Source organism: Candidatus Omnitrophota bacterium (genome assembly GCA_018894435.1).
Lineage (GTDB): Bacteria > Omnitrophota > Gorgyraeia > JAHIPI01 > JAHIPI01 > JAHIPI01.
Genome location: JAHIPI010000074.1, coordinates 1 through 13,875, shown reverse-complemented (window position 1 = coordinate 13,875; position 13,875 = coordinate 1). Strand labels below are relative to the sequence as shown.

The following is a 13,875-nucleotide window of genomic DNA, read 5'->3' as shown; positions in this document are numbered from 1 at the left end:
GAACAATATGACGAAGAAATTTTTATTAATATGGTGCGTGGTTTTAATGGTCATCGTCTTAGCCGGATGCGGCGATATTATGAAAAAATTTGTACGAAAAAAGGATCCCGGAAAAGAGGATTACTCTTTCTATCAGGTAGAGGATTATAAACCAAGGCCCGCGCCCGAGAGATATGTAAAGAATTACATCCTTTGGCATAACTGGCATGCTGAACTGGAGAGGACGGACGATACAAATTATACCAGGGATGTCTTTAATCTGAACGAATCGCTCAAGTACCTGACGGCCATGAGAGACCTTCTGGACGAGGAAGAGGCAAAGAAACTGGATGTCCAGATAAATGATATGCAAGCGGTGATGGAGAGGATGAAGAACCGGATGGAGTGCGTAAAAGACAACACAAACAATCGGCGGATTGTTGCGAGGGTGGGAAGGGTGGTACAGGACGAGTTTTCATATAAAAGGATGCGTAAATATATAAAAACAGATGAGTAAAATCCCTCTATAGAGGGCAATTCGCCCCTCGATTTTACTCGGGACGATTTGCTCACCGGGTGATAGAGGAGCAAATCGGAGGCTTAAAAAGTGGACAAGATGTTTATAAAAAGGGTTGTGGTCGGCGCCCTTGAGACCAACTGCTATATCCTTGCAGATCCCCAGACGAGGGAAGCCGCTATTATAGATCCCGGCTCAGACGGTAACGGGATAAAGCGGGAAATAGAAAGACACGGATTCAATATAAAGTGCGTAATAAATACACACGGCCATGGCGATCATATCTCGTCAAATGGCAAATTCAAGGCGCCTATTTATATCCATAGACTGGATGTAGACTTTTTGCGTAATTCCAAACTTAATATGTCCGCGTCTTTCGGTTTCTCCATAAAAAGCCCGGAAGCGAGCCGTATCCTTGAAGAAGGAGACATCATAGAGATAGGATCCTGTGGGCTTAAGGTCATACATACGCCGGGCCATACACCGGGCAGTATATCGCTTTTGGGGAGGGGTTTCGTCTTTACCGGCGACACCTTGTTTATGGGCGGTGTAGGCAGGACCGATTTTCCTTACGGTTCCGAAAAGAAGTTGATAGATTCTATAAGGGAAAAATTGCTGGTCCTGGATGATAATACTATAGTCTATCCGGGGCACGGGCCGTCCAGTACGATAGGGGCTGAAAAGCTGCATAACGGCTTTGTCAACGCATCCGTAACTTAACGCTTAACCTTATACAGATAGCCGTGAAAGACAATATAGCGCAATTTCTGGATTACCTTTCCATTGAAAGGGGATTAGCTAAAAATACTCTCGTATCCTACGAGAGGGACCTATACAAATTCTCAGGGTATCTTAAAAAAAAAGGTGTATCCTCGTTTGTCGCCGCAAAGAAATCCGACGTAACGGATTTTATGCTCTCCGAAAAGGATAAAGGATTATCCGCCAATTCAATCGCGCGCTCGCTTGCCGCGATGAAGACATTTTTCAGGTTTCTCACCAGAGAAGGCTTTGTTAAGACCGATATAACCAGCGTTATAGACACGCCTAGACTGTGGAAGCACCTGCCCGACGCGCTTTCAACGGATGAGGTGGACCGGCTCTTGAGAACGCCCAACTTAAAGGGCTGGATAGGAATAAGAGACAAAGCGTGCCTTGAGGTCATGTACGCCACGGGGATGAGAGTTTCGGAGGTGGTCAATCTTGATGACCAGGACGCAAATCTTGAGCTGGGCATTGTCAAGTGTTTCGGTAAGGGCTCCAAGGAGAGGATTGTGCCCCTCGGCAAAGCGGCCCAGACGGCGATTAAAAGATACCGTGATAGGATAAGGCCCGAACTCGTAAGATCCGCTTCCGAAAAGGGCCTTTTTCTTACAAGGCTCGGCCATAAGATGACCCGGCAGATGTTCTGGAAGATCATAAAATCTTATGCGAAATTGGCGCGCATCGGAAAGAACATAACCCCTCATACTCTGAGACATTCCTTCGCGACACATCTTTTGGAAAGAGGGGCGGATTTGAGGTCGGTTCAGGAGATGTTAGGACACGTCAATATCTCAACAACACAGATTTATACCCACATAAATAAAGAACGGCTCAAGATGATTCACAGGCAGTTTCATCCAAGGCCGTAATTTAGCGTTTAGCGAGTATATTGAGTGGAAGATGATATTATGAAAATGACCCATAATTTGCGTTTATTATTGCCGAAAGATATTCTCCTGATCGTTAATAAAATAGCAAAGTTGGCAGAAAAAGGAGGGTATAAGGCGTATTTGGTAGGCGGTTTAGTCCGCGATATCCTGCTGGGTGTTAAAAATATGGATTTGGATATTGTGGTAGAAGGCGATGGTCCGGCGTTTGCCGCGCTTTGTGCCCATAAAATAGGCGCGGCGCTCGTGGTGCATAAAAAATTCGGAACGGCAAGTTTGATAATGCGAAAAAAGCCCCGGATAAAAATAGATATAGCTACGGCTAGGCGGGAGTTCTACGAGAAACCGGCCGCGCTTCCTTTGGTGGAATTCAGTTCGATAAAAGACGATTTACAAAGGCGCGATTTCACGATAAACGCGATGGCACTCAGTATAAATCGCAAAGATTTCGGAACGCTGATAGACTTTTTTGGCGGTACAAAAGATCTTGCGAAAAAGAGAATAAGGGTACTGCACGAAAAGAGCTTTATAGACGATCCCACCCGGATCTTCAGAGCGGTTCGTTTTGAACAAAGGTATGGCTTTAGAATGGACGACGTTACGGCCCGGCTTATCAGAAATGCGAAAGGCGCGCGGATGTTTGATGGGGTCTCCGGAGAGAGGTTGCGTACGGAGATAGAGCTATTGCTCGGAGAAAAAGATCCTGTTAAGGTCACAAAGAGGATGAACGGCCTTGATGAGCTCAGGTTTATAAGCTCAAAGGTAAGATTTGGTACTGCCGAGGAGGAGATCTGCAGAAATGTAAAAAAGGCGGCTGGATTATACGGCGGCGATTTTTTCAAAGAACGGCCCCTATATTTGTGGCTTGTCTATTTTATGGCGCTGATAGACAGCCTTAGTTTCAGCGAAGCCATGAAAGTATGCGCCAGGCTTATGATGAAGCGCAGCGACAGGTCAAGCATAGCCGCGGTGAAAAAATCCGAGAAGAAGATCCTTGCGCTTCTATCGGCAAAAAAAACTACGAGGCCGAGTGAGATATACAGCGTACTCGTACCGCTTACTTCGGAGGCGCTGCTCTTTATAATGGCTAAATGTACCAGCCAACTTGCGAAAAGAAGAATTGGCGCATTTTTGAAAAAGTATAAATGGGCCCGCCTTTCAATAGGAGGAGAAGATATTAAGCGCCTCGGCAAGCAGCCAGGACCGTATTTTGCCGAAATACTGCAAAAGACGCTTTATGCTAAGATAGACGGCGTGGTTACTACAAGGCAAGATGAATTAGCATTTGCGAGAACACAATTATTAATACACGAAACGGAGATATTATGACGAGGAAGCGTCCGCAGAGAGTGGCAAATGCAATAAGAAGGGAAATAGGTACGATGATACAAGAGGAGCTTAAGGACCCAAGGATTGCCTTTACGACTATAACAAGGGTGGAAATTACGCCGGACCTTCGTTACGCAAAGGTTTACTATACAGTATTGGGCAATGAAAAAGAGACAAGATCCACGGAAGTCGCTTTTAATAATGCCAAAGGTTTTATAAAGAACGCCATAGGCGACCGGCTTAAGCTGCGCCTTACTCCCGAGATAGTATTTAAGATAGACAAATCTCAGGAATACACGAATAAAATAGAGAAGTTATTCGATAGATTACACAAAGAAAAAGAGACGAAGGAGGATGCATGAGCATAAGAGACGTGGCGGATGCCATCAAAAAATACGATAATTACCTGATTACTTCGCACATAAATGTAGAAGGAGATGCCATAGGGAGCGAAATCGGGATTTATTATATGGTAAAACAGCTGGGCAAAAACGCAATAATGGTAAACAGTGACCCTGTCCCGGACAGGTATAAATTTTTACCGTCGTGGAATAAGATAATCGTAGGCAACAATATAGGAGCTAAAGATTATTCCAACGTGATAATAGTGGATTGCCCCACTGTAGAGCGAAGCGGCAAGATAGCGAGCCTTTTGAATGCCCCGGGAGAGAAGATAAACATAATCAACATAGACCACCATGTCAGCAACAAGAATTTCGGCGACTTCAACTGGGTGGAGCCGGATGCCTCATCCTGCGGGGAGATGATCTATAAGTTATATAGGGAGATGGGGTTGAATATTACTGATGACATCGCCACGGTACTTTATGTGTCCATATTGACAGATACGGGTTCCTTCAGGTACGATTCCACGACTAGCGAAACACACAAGATATGCGGTGATCTCATAAAATTGGGAATAAAGCCGGCAAAGATAGCGGAGAAGGTCTATGAGACAAAAGATATCGGCGATATGGAGCTCTTGGCCAAGGCGCTCGGTACCATTAAGGTGACTAAAAACGGTAAGATTGCTTATATATGTGTAACCAAACAGATGATGGAAGAAGCGCACGCTACGCCTGACAGGACCGACGGATTCATAAATTTTGCCAGGGCGATAGAAGGCACTGAGATATCGATATTTTTCAGGGAAGACCTAGAGAACGCCCAGAGTATACACGTCGGTTTCCGTTCCAAAGGAAGCGCCAATGTCAATGTGCTGGCAAGCAAGTTTGGAGGAGGGGGCCATCCCAAGGCATCCGGATGTGTATTGAAGGAGCCGCTCGATAAAGCGATAATAAAAGTTTTAGATACGGCGGAAGAGTTTCTATTATGATCAGACAGGCGTTCGTAGACGGCTTGGACGGAATATTAGTCATGGACAAGCCGAAAGGCATGACAAGCCACGATGTGGTCAATATAGTAAGAAGAGTTTTAAATACTAAGAGAGTAGGCCATGCGGGGACGCTTGACCCGATTGCTACAGGTGTGCTTATAATCCTGGTAGGTAAAGCGACAAAAAAATCGGACTCGCTGCTTAACGAAGACAAAGATTATGCCGTTACTTTACGCTTGGGAAGTGCTACCGATACAGGCGATGCGTCCGGAAAGGTTATACGCACAGGTTCTTTAACGGGCATATCTCCCGGTATGGTCAAGGATGCTATTATGAGCTTCGCGGGAGAGAGCGAACAGGTGCCGCCTATGTATTCCGCGATTAAGCAAAAGGGTGAAACGTTATATAAATTAGCAAGAAAAGGCATTGAGGTTGCGCGAGAGCCGCGCAGGATAAATATTAAGGAGATGCGCATAAAAGATATTTCGCTTCCCGATGTGATTTTTGATATTTCCTGTTCAAAAGGTACTTACGTCAGGCAGCTCTGCCAAGATATAGGCGAACGGTTGGGATGCGCCGGCCATATGGCGGAACTGAGACGGACGAGGTCCGGCAAATACGATATATCGCAAGCAGTAGCGCTGGACAAACTGAAGCCGGCAGATCTAATCTGCCAATTCTAACCAGGTTTCCGCCTGAGGCGGATCCGCCTTTGGCGGAAGATTGCGGGGGGTTAGGGGATGAGGGTTATACGCGGCATAAAAGATTTAAATATCAAAGGCCCTACCGTTGTCACGATCGGCATATTTGACGGTGTTCACAGGGGGCACCAGGAGATCTTAAAAGAACTAAAAAAATATAGCCGTATCATAAAAGGAAAGAGCTGTGTCATTACGTTTGAACCGCATCCTTTAAAAGTATTGATGCCTAAAGAGTCTCCGCCTTCGGTGATTTCTACGGCGCACAAAATGCGGCTTTTAGAGGCAAAGGGAGTAGATATAGCGGTAATAATAAATTTTACAAAAGATTTTGCGCAGAGCCCGCCCTTAAAATTCGCGGATAAGGTACTAAAGAGGCGGTTAAATACCAAGCTATTATTGGTGGGCGAGAATTTTGTCCTGGGAAAGAACCGATCCGGCGATGTCCGCCATTTAAAAAATATAGGGAGAAGATTAGGCTTTGACGTACGATCACTGAAGCCTTTGAAGTCAGGCACGAGAATCATAAGCAGTACTTTGATACGTAGGCTTATAATGTCCGGTCGCCTGGCCGAGGCAAAAAAAATATTGGGCAGAAGTGTTACAGTACTCGGCACTGTTGTGAAGGGGGAAAAGCGCGGCAGAGAGATAGGTTTTCCTACAGCCAATATAGATCCGCACCATGAGGCAATGCCTCCGAGCGGCGTATATATAGTGAAGGCGGAATTTGGCGGTAGATCTTACCAGGGAGTAGTAAACATAGGGTTTCGCCCGACCTTTCACCCGCACAAAAAATATGCGGAACCGGTTATAGAATTGCATATTTTTGATTTTGATAAAGCGATATACGGCCGTGATATAGAGATAACCTTTTTAAAGAAGGTCAGGAATGAGAAGAAATTTAGAGATAAACATAAACTAGCCGGAAGAGTAAAAAGAGATATGGCTCTCGCGAAAAGATATTTTAAGAACGTAGGGGCATGAATGAAGATAATATTTTTTGGCACATCGGACTTTGCGGTAAAGGTGCTAAAGCGCATTTCAAAAAGCTCCTCCATCCTTGCCGTGGTGACTCAGCCGAATAGGCAAAAGGGACGGCATTTGAAAGTCCTTGCGCCTCCAGTAAAGATCGAAGCGGAGAAATACGGTATCTCAGTTTTGCAGCCGGCCGATGTAAATGATCCGGCATTTACTGCCAAACTGAAGGATATGGAAGCCGATGTATTTTTAGTTGTTTCCTACGGGAGCATGCTGGGAAAAGCGCTTCTAGTAATGCCCAAATTCGGCGCCTTGAATATACATCCCTCTCTCTTACCTAAATATAGGGGAGCGGCGCCGATACAGAGGGCGCTTCTTCGAGGCGAAAAATCAACCGGCGTTACCATCATTAGAATGAACGAACGGCTTGATGCGGGCGATATCATACTTCAGAAAGAATCGGATATAAAAGATACCGATAATGGCGATTCGCTTAGCGATAAACTGACGGTAATGGGCGCAGACTTATTTATGGAAGCGTTGCGATTACTGGAAGCTGGCAGGGCCGAATTTAGAAAGCAGGATGAAAAAGAGGCGACCTTCGCGCCCAAGCTCAAAAAAGAAGACGGCCTTATAAACTGGAATTCCACTACCGGTGAAATACTGAGAATAATAAAAGCGCTTACGCCATGGCCGGGAACATATTCCAATCTGGAAGGGCGGACGCTTAAAATCATAGAAGCAGAGCCGCGAAAAGGGGGAGATTTCGGTAACGCATCTCCGGGAGAGGTCGTTCTGGCTGATCAGGAAAAGGGATTTATAGTAAAGACAAAAGACGGCGCACTTTCCATTTTGGAGCTGCAAATTGAAGGCAAGAAAGTGATGCCGGCGGAATTATTTTTAAGAGGCCATTCGGTAAAACCGGGCGCAAGGCTGGGTTAGCGGAAAAATCCCTTGATTCTATTTTGATATATTGATATAATTAAGCTTCTTCACAATGTTAAATGTAGTGTGTTAAGGTAGTCCCTCGACGCGCTCGCTAGCTAAAAAGCGAGCTCGCTTGCTCGGGACGAATTTTTGCACGCAAAAATTCGGAGGATAACAAATGGCGACGAAAATTGGTATAAACGGGTTTGGAAGAATAGGCAGAATGGTCGCGAGGGCGATCCTTGAGATGAAATCCAAATCCATAGAATTGGTAGCAGTAAACGACATAACCGATACAAAGACAAACGCGCACCTACTTAAATATGATTCGGTGCACGGCCGTTTTCCCGAAGAAGTAAAGGCGCTTGGGGCAGATGCTATCTCGGTAGGCGGAAAGACTATAAAGGTCCTTGCCAAAAGAGACCCCGCAGAGCTGCCATGGAAAGAACTCGGCGTTGAGATAGTAGTAGAATCCACAGGCCTTTTTACCATTAAAAAAGACGGCGTCAACAAAAAAGGCAAAGAAGTAAGGGGCGCCGAGAACCACATTACAAAAGGCGGCGCGAAGAAAGTCATTATATCCGCTCCTGCCCAGGGCGAAGATATAACGATCGTTATGGGCGTAAACGACGATAAGTATGACCCGAAAAACCACAATGTCGTATCAAATGCTTCTTGCACGACCAACTGTCTTGCGCCGGTCGCCAAGATCCTGAATGATAAATGGGGGATTGAGCGAGGGCTCATGACGACCATACACGCTTATACAAACGACCAGAGAGTCCAGGATATGGCGCATTCGGATCTTAGACGCGCGCGCGCTGCGGCAGTCTCCATGATACCGACCTCTACAGGAGCCGCAAAAGCTATATCGCTTGTCATTCCGGAATTAAAAGGTAAGCTAGACGGCTTTGCAATCCGCGTCCCCGTACCGAATGTTTCGGTTGTGGACCTTACCTGCAATTTATCGAAAAAGACTACGGTAGAAGAGGTAAATGCTGCGCTTCGTGAAGCATCCGAAGGAAAGCTGAAAGGCATATTAGGGTTTACTATGGACCCAGTAGTCTCCGTAGATTTTAACCACTGCCCCTTAAGCTCCATCGTAGACGGGCCGAGCACAAAGGTATTGCAGGATAATTTCATAAAAGTGCTTTCTTGGTACGACAATGAATGGGGTTATTCATGCAGAGTGGTGGATCTAATCGAATTGATGGTGGCGAAAGGCTTATGAACAAGAAGACGCTGAAGGATATTGACGTAAAAAATAAACGCGTCATCGTGCGGGTAGACTTCAACGTGCCGCTTGATAAAAAATCGTTGGCTATAACGGACGACAGCCGGATAAAAGGGGCTATTCCGACTATCCAGTATCTCATCTCGAACGACGCAAAAGTCATATTGATGAGCCATCTCGGCAGGCCTGACGGAAAGGTTAAAGATGAGCTGAGGCTGGACCCTGTAGGAAAAAAATTGAGCGAGCTTTTGGCGAAAAAGGTCACAAAACTGAACGATTGCGTAGGCCCGGATGTAGAAAAGGCCGTTTCGGAAATGAAGCCTAAGGATGTGGTACTTCTTGAAAACCTGCGCTTCCATCCGGAAGAAGAAGAGAATGACCCGGAATTTGCAAAGAAGCTCGCATCGCTTGCCGATATATTTGTAAACGACGCATTTGGCACATGCCACAGAGCTCACGCGTCTACTGAGGGCATCACAAAATATCTTCCATCCGTTGCCGGATTCCTGGTAGATAAAGAGATAAAATATTTCGAAGAGGCCACCACGAACCCTGTGAAACCGTATGTTGCCATACTGGGCGGGGCAAAGGTATCGGATAAGATAGGCGTCATAACGAATCTGATGGATAAAGTGGATGCCATACTCATCGGCGGCGCTATGGCTTACACGTTTCTTAAATCCGAGGGCATAAATATAGGAAAATCAAAGTTGGAAGCCGATAAAGTGGATCTGGCTAAAGATATATTGTCAAAGGCCAAGGCAAAGAACGTCAGGATTTTGCTTCCGGTCGACCATGTCGTGGCCGACAAGGTGGACGCGGCCGCTAAGACAGAAATTGTCAATACGAGAGAGATACCCGACGGCGAAATAGGTTTGGATATCGGGCCCAAGACGATAGAGGAATTCGAAAAGGTCCTCAAAGATTCAAAGACGGTAGTATGGAACGGCCCCGTGGGATTTTTTGAGATAAAACCGTTTTCTAAAGGCACAGAAGAGCTGGCAAGGTTTCTTACGACAATAAAGGCGACTACAATAATCGGCGGCGGCGATACCGCGGCGGCGATATACGAACTCGGCCTGGAAGATAAGATGTCGCATATATCCACAGGCGGGGGCGCTTCGCTGGAATACCTGGAAGGAAAGACCTTACCGGGCATAGCAGCGCTTAACGACAAATAGCTATCAGCCATCAGCCATCAGCTATCAGCAGCTGACGACTGAAGACTGAAAGCTGAAAGCTGAAAATGAGGCGCGTAATAATAGCAGGCAACTGGAAGATGCACAAGACCATAGTGGAGTCCATAGAGCTGGTCAATGCCCTAAAAAGGGATTTGGCGGATATAGAAAATATTGACGTAGTAGTCATTCCGCCCTACACTGCGCTCAGCGAGGTGTCGGATATGCTCATAAATTCCAGCATAGAAGTGGGCGCGCAGAATGTGTACTGGGAAAAAGAAGGGGCATTTACGGGAGAAGTATCGCCTGTCATGCTAAAGGAAGCGGGTGCCATGTATGTAGTCATCGGGCACTCGGAGCGAAGGCAGTATTTTAACGAGACTAATGAAACCGTCAATAAAAAGATAAAAGCCGCACTTAGTGAAGGGCTTATACCCATAATGTGCGTCGGAGAAAAACTTGACGAGAGGGAAAAAAATCTCACCTTTGACGTTGTTAAGGACCATGTAGTAAACGGCTTGAAAGGCCTCGCAAAGGAAGATGTCCGCGATATGATAATAGCTTATGAACCTGTCTGGGCGATAGGTACAGGAAAGACGGCCACGCCGGACCAGGCCCAGGAAGTCCATAAGTATATCAGGGGGCTGTTGGGCGAGCTGTATGATAAAGATACTGCCGATGATGTAAGGATACAATACGGCGGAAGCGTAAAACCGGACAACATAAAAGATCTTATCAATCAGGAAGATATAGACGGCGTTCTGGTAGGCGGTGCGAGCTTAAAGATAGAACAGTTTGTCCCGATAGTCAGGGAATCCGCGAAGAAGGGAGTTTAATAGAATGTTGTATAATTTTGTCATGGCGATCCATATAATCGTGAGCATGGTATTGATATTGGTCATACTCATGCAGGCAGGCAGAGGCAGCGGCGTGAGCGAGATGTTTGGAGGATCAACTCAGACTATATTTGGCACCTCTGCGTCAAACTTTTTAATGAAGGCGACAGCAGCTGCCGCCGTAATATTTATAATCACCTGTATGACGCTGGCAATAATGTCGTCCAACCGTTCGAGGTCTCTAATGGAATCGTCTGGAGCCGTATCTCAAGAAACCGGGAAGGCGATGGATGCTTCCAAAGCTAAGGATATGCCGGCTGCCAATGAAAAAACGATTCCGTCCCAGCCCGAATAAGACATATTTTTTTAAGAATAGATTCTCAAAGCCGCTATGCGTAATGGCGGCTTTTCTTTTTATTTTGAGCTCGTCTTATTTTTGCGGGGCAGAACCCTGCGGAGATGCTTATGTCACGGGTTCAATAGCCGACGCGAGAAACCTGATACCTTTTCTTGCCACCGATACTGCTTCAAGCGGCGTGACAGGGCTTGTCTTTAACGGCCTCACCAAAGTGGATCGTGACCTCAACATAGTCGGGGATATTGCCGAGCGATGGTCTCGCTCGGAAGACGGACAAGAGATAATCTTCTTTCTGCATAAAAATATAAAATGGCACGACGGCATACCTTTAACAGCCCGCGACGTAAAATTTACGTTTGAGGCCATACTTGACCCAAAGAATGCCTGCCCATATTCATCGGACTTTATGGATATAAAATCGATAGATGTAATCGATGACTATACCGTAAGGTTCATATATTCGCAGCCGTACGCTCCGGCCGTATCAAAACTGGGCATGTCCATAGTGCCGGAGCATTTACTGAAGGGGGAAGACTTTCTTAGCACTAAGTTCAAAAGAGATCCCATAGGATGCGGACCGTATATCTTTAAGGAATGGAAAAGCGATCAGCATATAATACTTGGGTCAAATAAGGAATATTTTGAACACAGGCCTTATATAGACAAATATGTAACCAGAGTCATACCCGACCTTTCCGTGCAGTACTTGGAATTGATAACAGGCGGCATAGACAGCATGGGCCTTACACCGTATCAGTATTTTTACCGGACCGACGCCAAAGCATTTAAATCCAAATATAATAAGTATAAATACCTTTCCCGCAGTTATTCGTATATAGGCTATAATCTCAATGACCCTCTCTTTAGCGATAAAAGGGTGCGCCAGGCATTGAGTTACGCTATAGACAAAAATGACATAATCACCGGTGTTTTAATGGGGCTGGGCGAGCCGTGTACAGGACCGTTTTTTAAAGAGACGCCTTATTACAATAAAAACGCCGAGGCGTATGCGTATAATAAAAAGAAGGCACTTGAGCTATTAAGGGAAGCTGGTTGGGCGGACACCGACGGAGACGGTATTTTGGATAAAAATGGTAAAGCGTTCAGATTTAAATTGATCACCAATCAAGGGAACAAGGATAGAGAAGATATAGCGACAGTCGTTCAGCACCAATGGAAAGAAATAGGCGTTTTGGCTGATGTGCAGATCATAGCATGGGCATCTTTTCTTAACGAATTTGTGGATAAAAAGAATTTCCAGGCGGTGATATTGGGCTGGACACTTCCCCTAGACCCTGACTGCTATGTGGTGTGGCATTCTGCTTCTAAAAAAGAGGGCGGTTTCAACTTTGTCTCCTATAAAAATGAAGAAGTCGACGCCCTAATAGAAGAGGGAAGAAGGACTTTTGATAAGGAGCGAAGGATAGTCATATATAATCGGATACACGAACTGATCGCGGATGACGCGCCGTACACGTTTCTCTATTTTCCATACGCGACAGTGGCGGTATCCAAACGTTTTAAAGGCATAGATCCCGCGCCCGCCGGCATAGGATATAATTTTATAGACTGGTATGTTGATCCAGGTGAGGTGAAATACAGACAATGATAAGCTATATAATACGGCGATTATTATTGATTATCCCCATGCTATTAGGCATATCGCTTATCACGCTTCTTTTGATGCATTTTAGCCCCGCGGATCCGGCGAGCATAAGATACGGCCTCAATCCCGAGGTGTCGGGTTCAGCGCGCGCCCAGTTCAGGGAATTGTATAACCTTGATAAACCTGTGCTGGTCCAATTTGGCCTTTGGCTTAAAAGAGTGGTAAAACTTGATTTTGGGAATTCGTTTATAGACGATGTCCCAGTCATTAAAAAGATAGGGGAGAGGCTGCCGGCGACACTGCTTTTGGGGATAATATCTATCCTCGTAATTTATATTATAGCGATTCCCCTCGGAGTCAGCTCCGCGGTGCGGGCCAATTCGTTTTATGACAAAATCGTTACCGTAGCTGTTTTTATAGGTTACGCTACGCCCGCATTCTGGTTTGCGCTGCTTTTGATAATGTTATTCGGCATACACCTGGGGTGGTTTCCGATATCGGGGATGCGGCCGTGGTATGTGGAATATTACTCATTCTTCGGGGCATTGAAAGATCTTTTGTGGCGGCTTGTCCTTCCGGTCGCCGCTACTTCACTTGTAAGTTTGGCGGGCATATCGCGTTATATGCGTTCCAGTATGCTTGAAGCGCTCGGCCAGGACTATGTAAGGACCGCGAGGGCGAAGGGGCTCAAAGAATCCCGTGTTGTATACAAGCACGCCCTTCGTAATGCGCTTCTGCCGATAGTGACTATAGCAAGCATGATACTTCCCGCATTAATAGGCGGGAGTTTTATCATTGAGACGATATTCGCGTGGCCGGGGATGGGCAGAATGGGGTATGAGGCGATAATGAATTACGACTATCCCGTTGTAATGGGGGTCGGCGTTATCGCTACATTTCTAACACTTTTGGGATTGATTTTGGCGGATATTATGTACGCCTGGGTCGATCCTAGGATTAGATATGAATAACGAAATATTAAAAAATAAGCAGGTACTTTTTGGGCTTGTGGTGATCATTATAATGTACTCGGCCGCGATCTTTGCGCCGATCATCGCCACTCATAATCCGAATGAGATCCATTTGGAGCCGAATAAAAGATTATTGCCTCCTTCAAGAGAAAATTTGCTCGGAACGGACGATCTCGGGCGTGACCTCTTTGCGAGAATGCTCTACGGCGCGAGGATTTCACTCTCAATCGGTTTCATCGCCGTTTTAATAATGCTTTTTATAGGAGTGGTTCTGGGTGT

At 45.9% G+C, this 13,875-nt stretch carries 16 protein-coding genes; all 16 read left to right on the top strand.

The genetic code is table 11. The features are described 5' to 3' along the window. Nucleotides 1–7 precede the first annotated feature (7 nt). Nucleotides 8–496: a hypothetical protein gene (locus tag KKI13_05935; GenBank protein MBU4488587.1), complete on the top strand. Its 489-nt coding sequence runs from the start codon at nt 8–10 to the stop codon at nt 494–496. Nucleotides 497–595: 99 nt separating this feature from the next. Continuing rightward, a complete protein-coding gene (locus KKI13_05930; GenBank protein MBU4488586.1) occupies nt 596–1,216 on the top strand; it encodes an MBL fold metallo-hydrolase in 621 nt (206 codons plus the stop codon). A 23-nt stretch (nt 1,217–1,239) separates the two neighbouring features. Continuing rightward, nucleotides 1,240–2,127: a site-specific tyrosine recombinase XerD gene (gene xerD, locus KKI13_05925; GenBank protein ID MBU4488585.1), complete on the top strand. Its 888-nt coding sequence runs from the start codon at nt 1,240–1,242 to the stop codon at nt 2,125–2,127. Between the two features lie 39 nt (nt 2,128–2,166). Then, a complete protein-coding gene (locus tag KKI13_05920; protein ID MBU4488584.1) occupies nt 2,167–3,474 on the top strand; it encodes a CCA tRNA nucleotidyltransferase in 1,308 nt (435 codons plus the stop codon). Further along, complete coding sequence (rbfA, locus tag KKI13_05915) at nt 3,471–3,836, top strand: 30S ribosome-binding factor RbfA (protein ID MBU4488583.1); 366 nt, start codon at nt 3,471–3,473, stop codon at nt 3,834–3,836. The genes KKI13_05920 and rbfA overlap by 4 nt, the downstream gene beginning before the upstream one ends. Next, the gene (locus KKI13_05910; protein ID MBU4488582.1) at nt 3,833–4,810 is read left to right on the top strand and encodes a bifunctional oligoribonuclease/PAP phosphatase NrnA; all 978 of its coding nucleotides are present in this window, start codon (nt 3,833–3,835) and stop codon (nt 4,808–4,810) included. The genes rbfA and KKI13_05910 overlap by 4 nt, the downstream gene beginning before the upstream one ends. Then, a complete protein-coding gene (gene truB, locus KKI13_05905; protein MBU4488581.1) occupies nt 4,807–5,493 on the top strand; it encodes a tRNA pseudouridine(55) synthase TruB in 687 nt (228 codons plus the stop codon). Before KKI13_05910 ends, truB begins: the two co-directional genes overlap by 4 nt. Nucleotides 5,494–5,550: 57 nt before the next feature. Then, entirely contained in the window at nt 5,551–6,492 is a 942-nt protein-coding gene (locus KKI13_05900; protein ID MBU4488580.1) for a bifunctional riboflavin kinase/FAD synthetase, read from the top strand. Continuing rightward, nucleotides 6,493–7,428 carry a methionyl-tRNA formyltransferase gene (gene fmt / locus KKI13_05895; protein MBU4488579.1) on the top strand — a complete coding sequence of 312 codons (936 nt, stop codon included), beginning with the start codon at nt 6,493–6,495 and terminating at the stop codon, nt 7,426–7,428. It begins immediately after the preceding gene. 163 nt (nt 7,429–7,591) lie between these two features. Then, nucleotides 7,592–8,644: a type I glyceraldehyde-3-phosphate dehydrogenase gene (gap, locus tag KKI13_05890; GenBank protein MBU4488578.1), complete on the top strand. Its 1,053-nt coding sequence runs from the start codon at nt 7,592–7,594 to the stop codon at nt 8,642–8,644. Next, the gene (locus KKI13_05885; protein ID MBU4488577.1) at nt 8,641–9,828 is read left to right on the top strand and encodes a phosphoglycerate kinase; all 1,188 of its coding nucleotides are present in this window, start codon (nt 8,641–8,643) and stop codon (nt 9,826–9,828) included. The genes gap and KKI13_05885 overlap by 4 nt, the downstream gene beginning before the upstream one ends. 65 nt (nt 9,829–9,893) lie before the next feature. Further along, nucleotides 9,894–10,661: a triose-phosphate isomerase gene (gene tpiA, locus KKI13_05880; GenBank protein MBU4488576.1), complete on the top strand. Its 768-nt coding sequence runs from the start codon at nt 9,894–9,896 to the stop codon at nt 10,659–10,661. A gap of 4 nt (nt 10,662–10,665) precedes the next feature. Next, nucleotides 10,666–11,016, top strand: coding sequence for a preprotein translocase subunit SecG (gene secG, locus KKI13_05875; GenBank protein ID MBU4488575.1), 351 nt, complete (start codon nt 10,666–10,668; stop codon nt 11,014–11,016). Nucleotides 11,017–11,059: 43 nt separating this feature from the next. Further along, on the top strand, nt 11,060–12,628 hold the full coding sequence (locus KKI13_05870) for a peptide-binding protein (GenBank protein ID MBU4488574.1): 1,569 nt from the start codon (nt 11,060–11,062) through the stop codon (nt 12,626–12,628). Then, a complete protein-coding gene (locus KKI13_05865) occupies nt 12,625–13,596 on the top strand; it encodes an ABC transporter permease (GenBank protein MBU4488573.1) in 972 nt (323 codons plus the stop codon). The genes KKI13_05870 and KKI13_05865 overlap by 4 nt, the downstream gene beginning before the upstream one ends. Continuing rightward, on the top strand, nt 13,589–13,875 hold a 287-nt coding region (locus tag KKI13_05860; protein MBU4488572.1), incomplete at its 3' end, for an ABC transporter permease. The genes KKI13_05865 and KKI13_05860, both read left to right, overlap by 8 nt.

What these genes read in the sequence shown, in the direction of transcription:
- KKI13_05935 (MBU4488587.1), top strand. Translation starts at nt 8, where the DNA reads ATGACGAAGAAATTTTTATTAATATGGTGCGTGGTTTTAATGGTCATC.
- KKI13_05930 (MBU4488586.1), top strand. Translation starts at nt 596, where the DNA reads ATGTTTATAAAAAGGGTTGTGGTCGGCGCCCTTGAGACCAACTGCTAT.
- KKI13_05920 (MBU4488584.1), top strand. Translation starts at nt 2,167, where the DNA reads ATGAAAATGACCCATAATTTGCGTTTATTATTGCCGAAAGATATTCTC.
- rbfA (MBU4488583.1), top strand. Translation starts at nt 3,471, where the DNA reads ATGACGAGGAAGCGTCCGCAGAGAGTGGCAAATGCAATAAGAAGGGAA.
- KKI13_05910 (MBU4488582.1), top strand. Translation starts at nt 3,833, where the DNA reads ATGAGCATAAGAGACGTGGCGGATGCCATCAAAAAATACGATAATTAC.
- truB (MBU4488581.1), top strand. Translation starts at nt 4,807, where the DNA reads ATGATCAGACAGGCGTTCGTAGACGGCTTGGACGGAATATTAGTCATG.
- KKI13_05900 (MBU4488580.1), top strand. Translation starts at nt 5,551, where the DNA reads ATGAGGGTTATACGCGGCATAAAAGATTTAAATATCAAAGGCCCTACC.
- fmt (MBU4488579.1), top strand. Translation starts at nt 6,493, where the DNA reads ATGAAGATAATATTTTTTGGCACATCGGACTTTGCGGTAAAGGTGCTA.
- gap (MBU4488578.1), top strand. Translation starts at nt 7,592, where the DNA reads ATGGCGACGAAAATTGGTATAAACGGGTTTGGAAGAATAGGCAGAATG.
- KKI13_05885 (MBU4488577.1), top strand. Translation starts at nt 8,641, where the DNA reads ATGAACAAGAAGACGCTGAAGGATATTGACGTAAAAAATAAACGCGTC.
- tpiA (MBU4488576.1), top strand. Translation starts at nt 9,894, where the DNA reads ATGAGGCGCGTAATAATAGCAGGCAACTGGAAGATGCACAAGACCATA.
- secG (MBU4488575.1), top strand. Translation starts at nt 10,666, where the DNA reads ATGTTGTATAATTTTGTCATGGCGATCCATATAATCGTGAGCATGGTA.
- KKI13_05870 (MBU4488574.1), top strand. Translation starts at nt 11,060, where the DNA reads ATGGCGGCTTTTCTTTTTATTTTGAGCTCGTCTTATTTTTGCGGGGCA.
- KKI13_05865 (MBU4488573.1), top strand. Translation starts at nt 12,625, where the DNA reads ATGATAAGCTATATAATACGGCGATTATTATTGATTATCCCCATGCTA.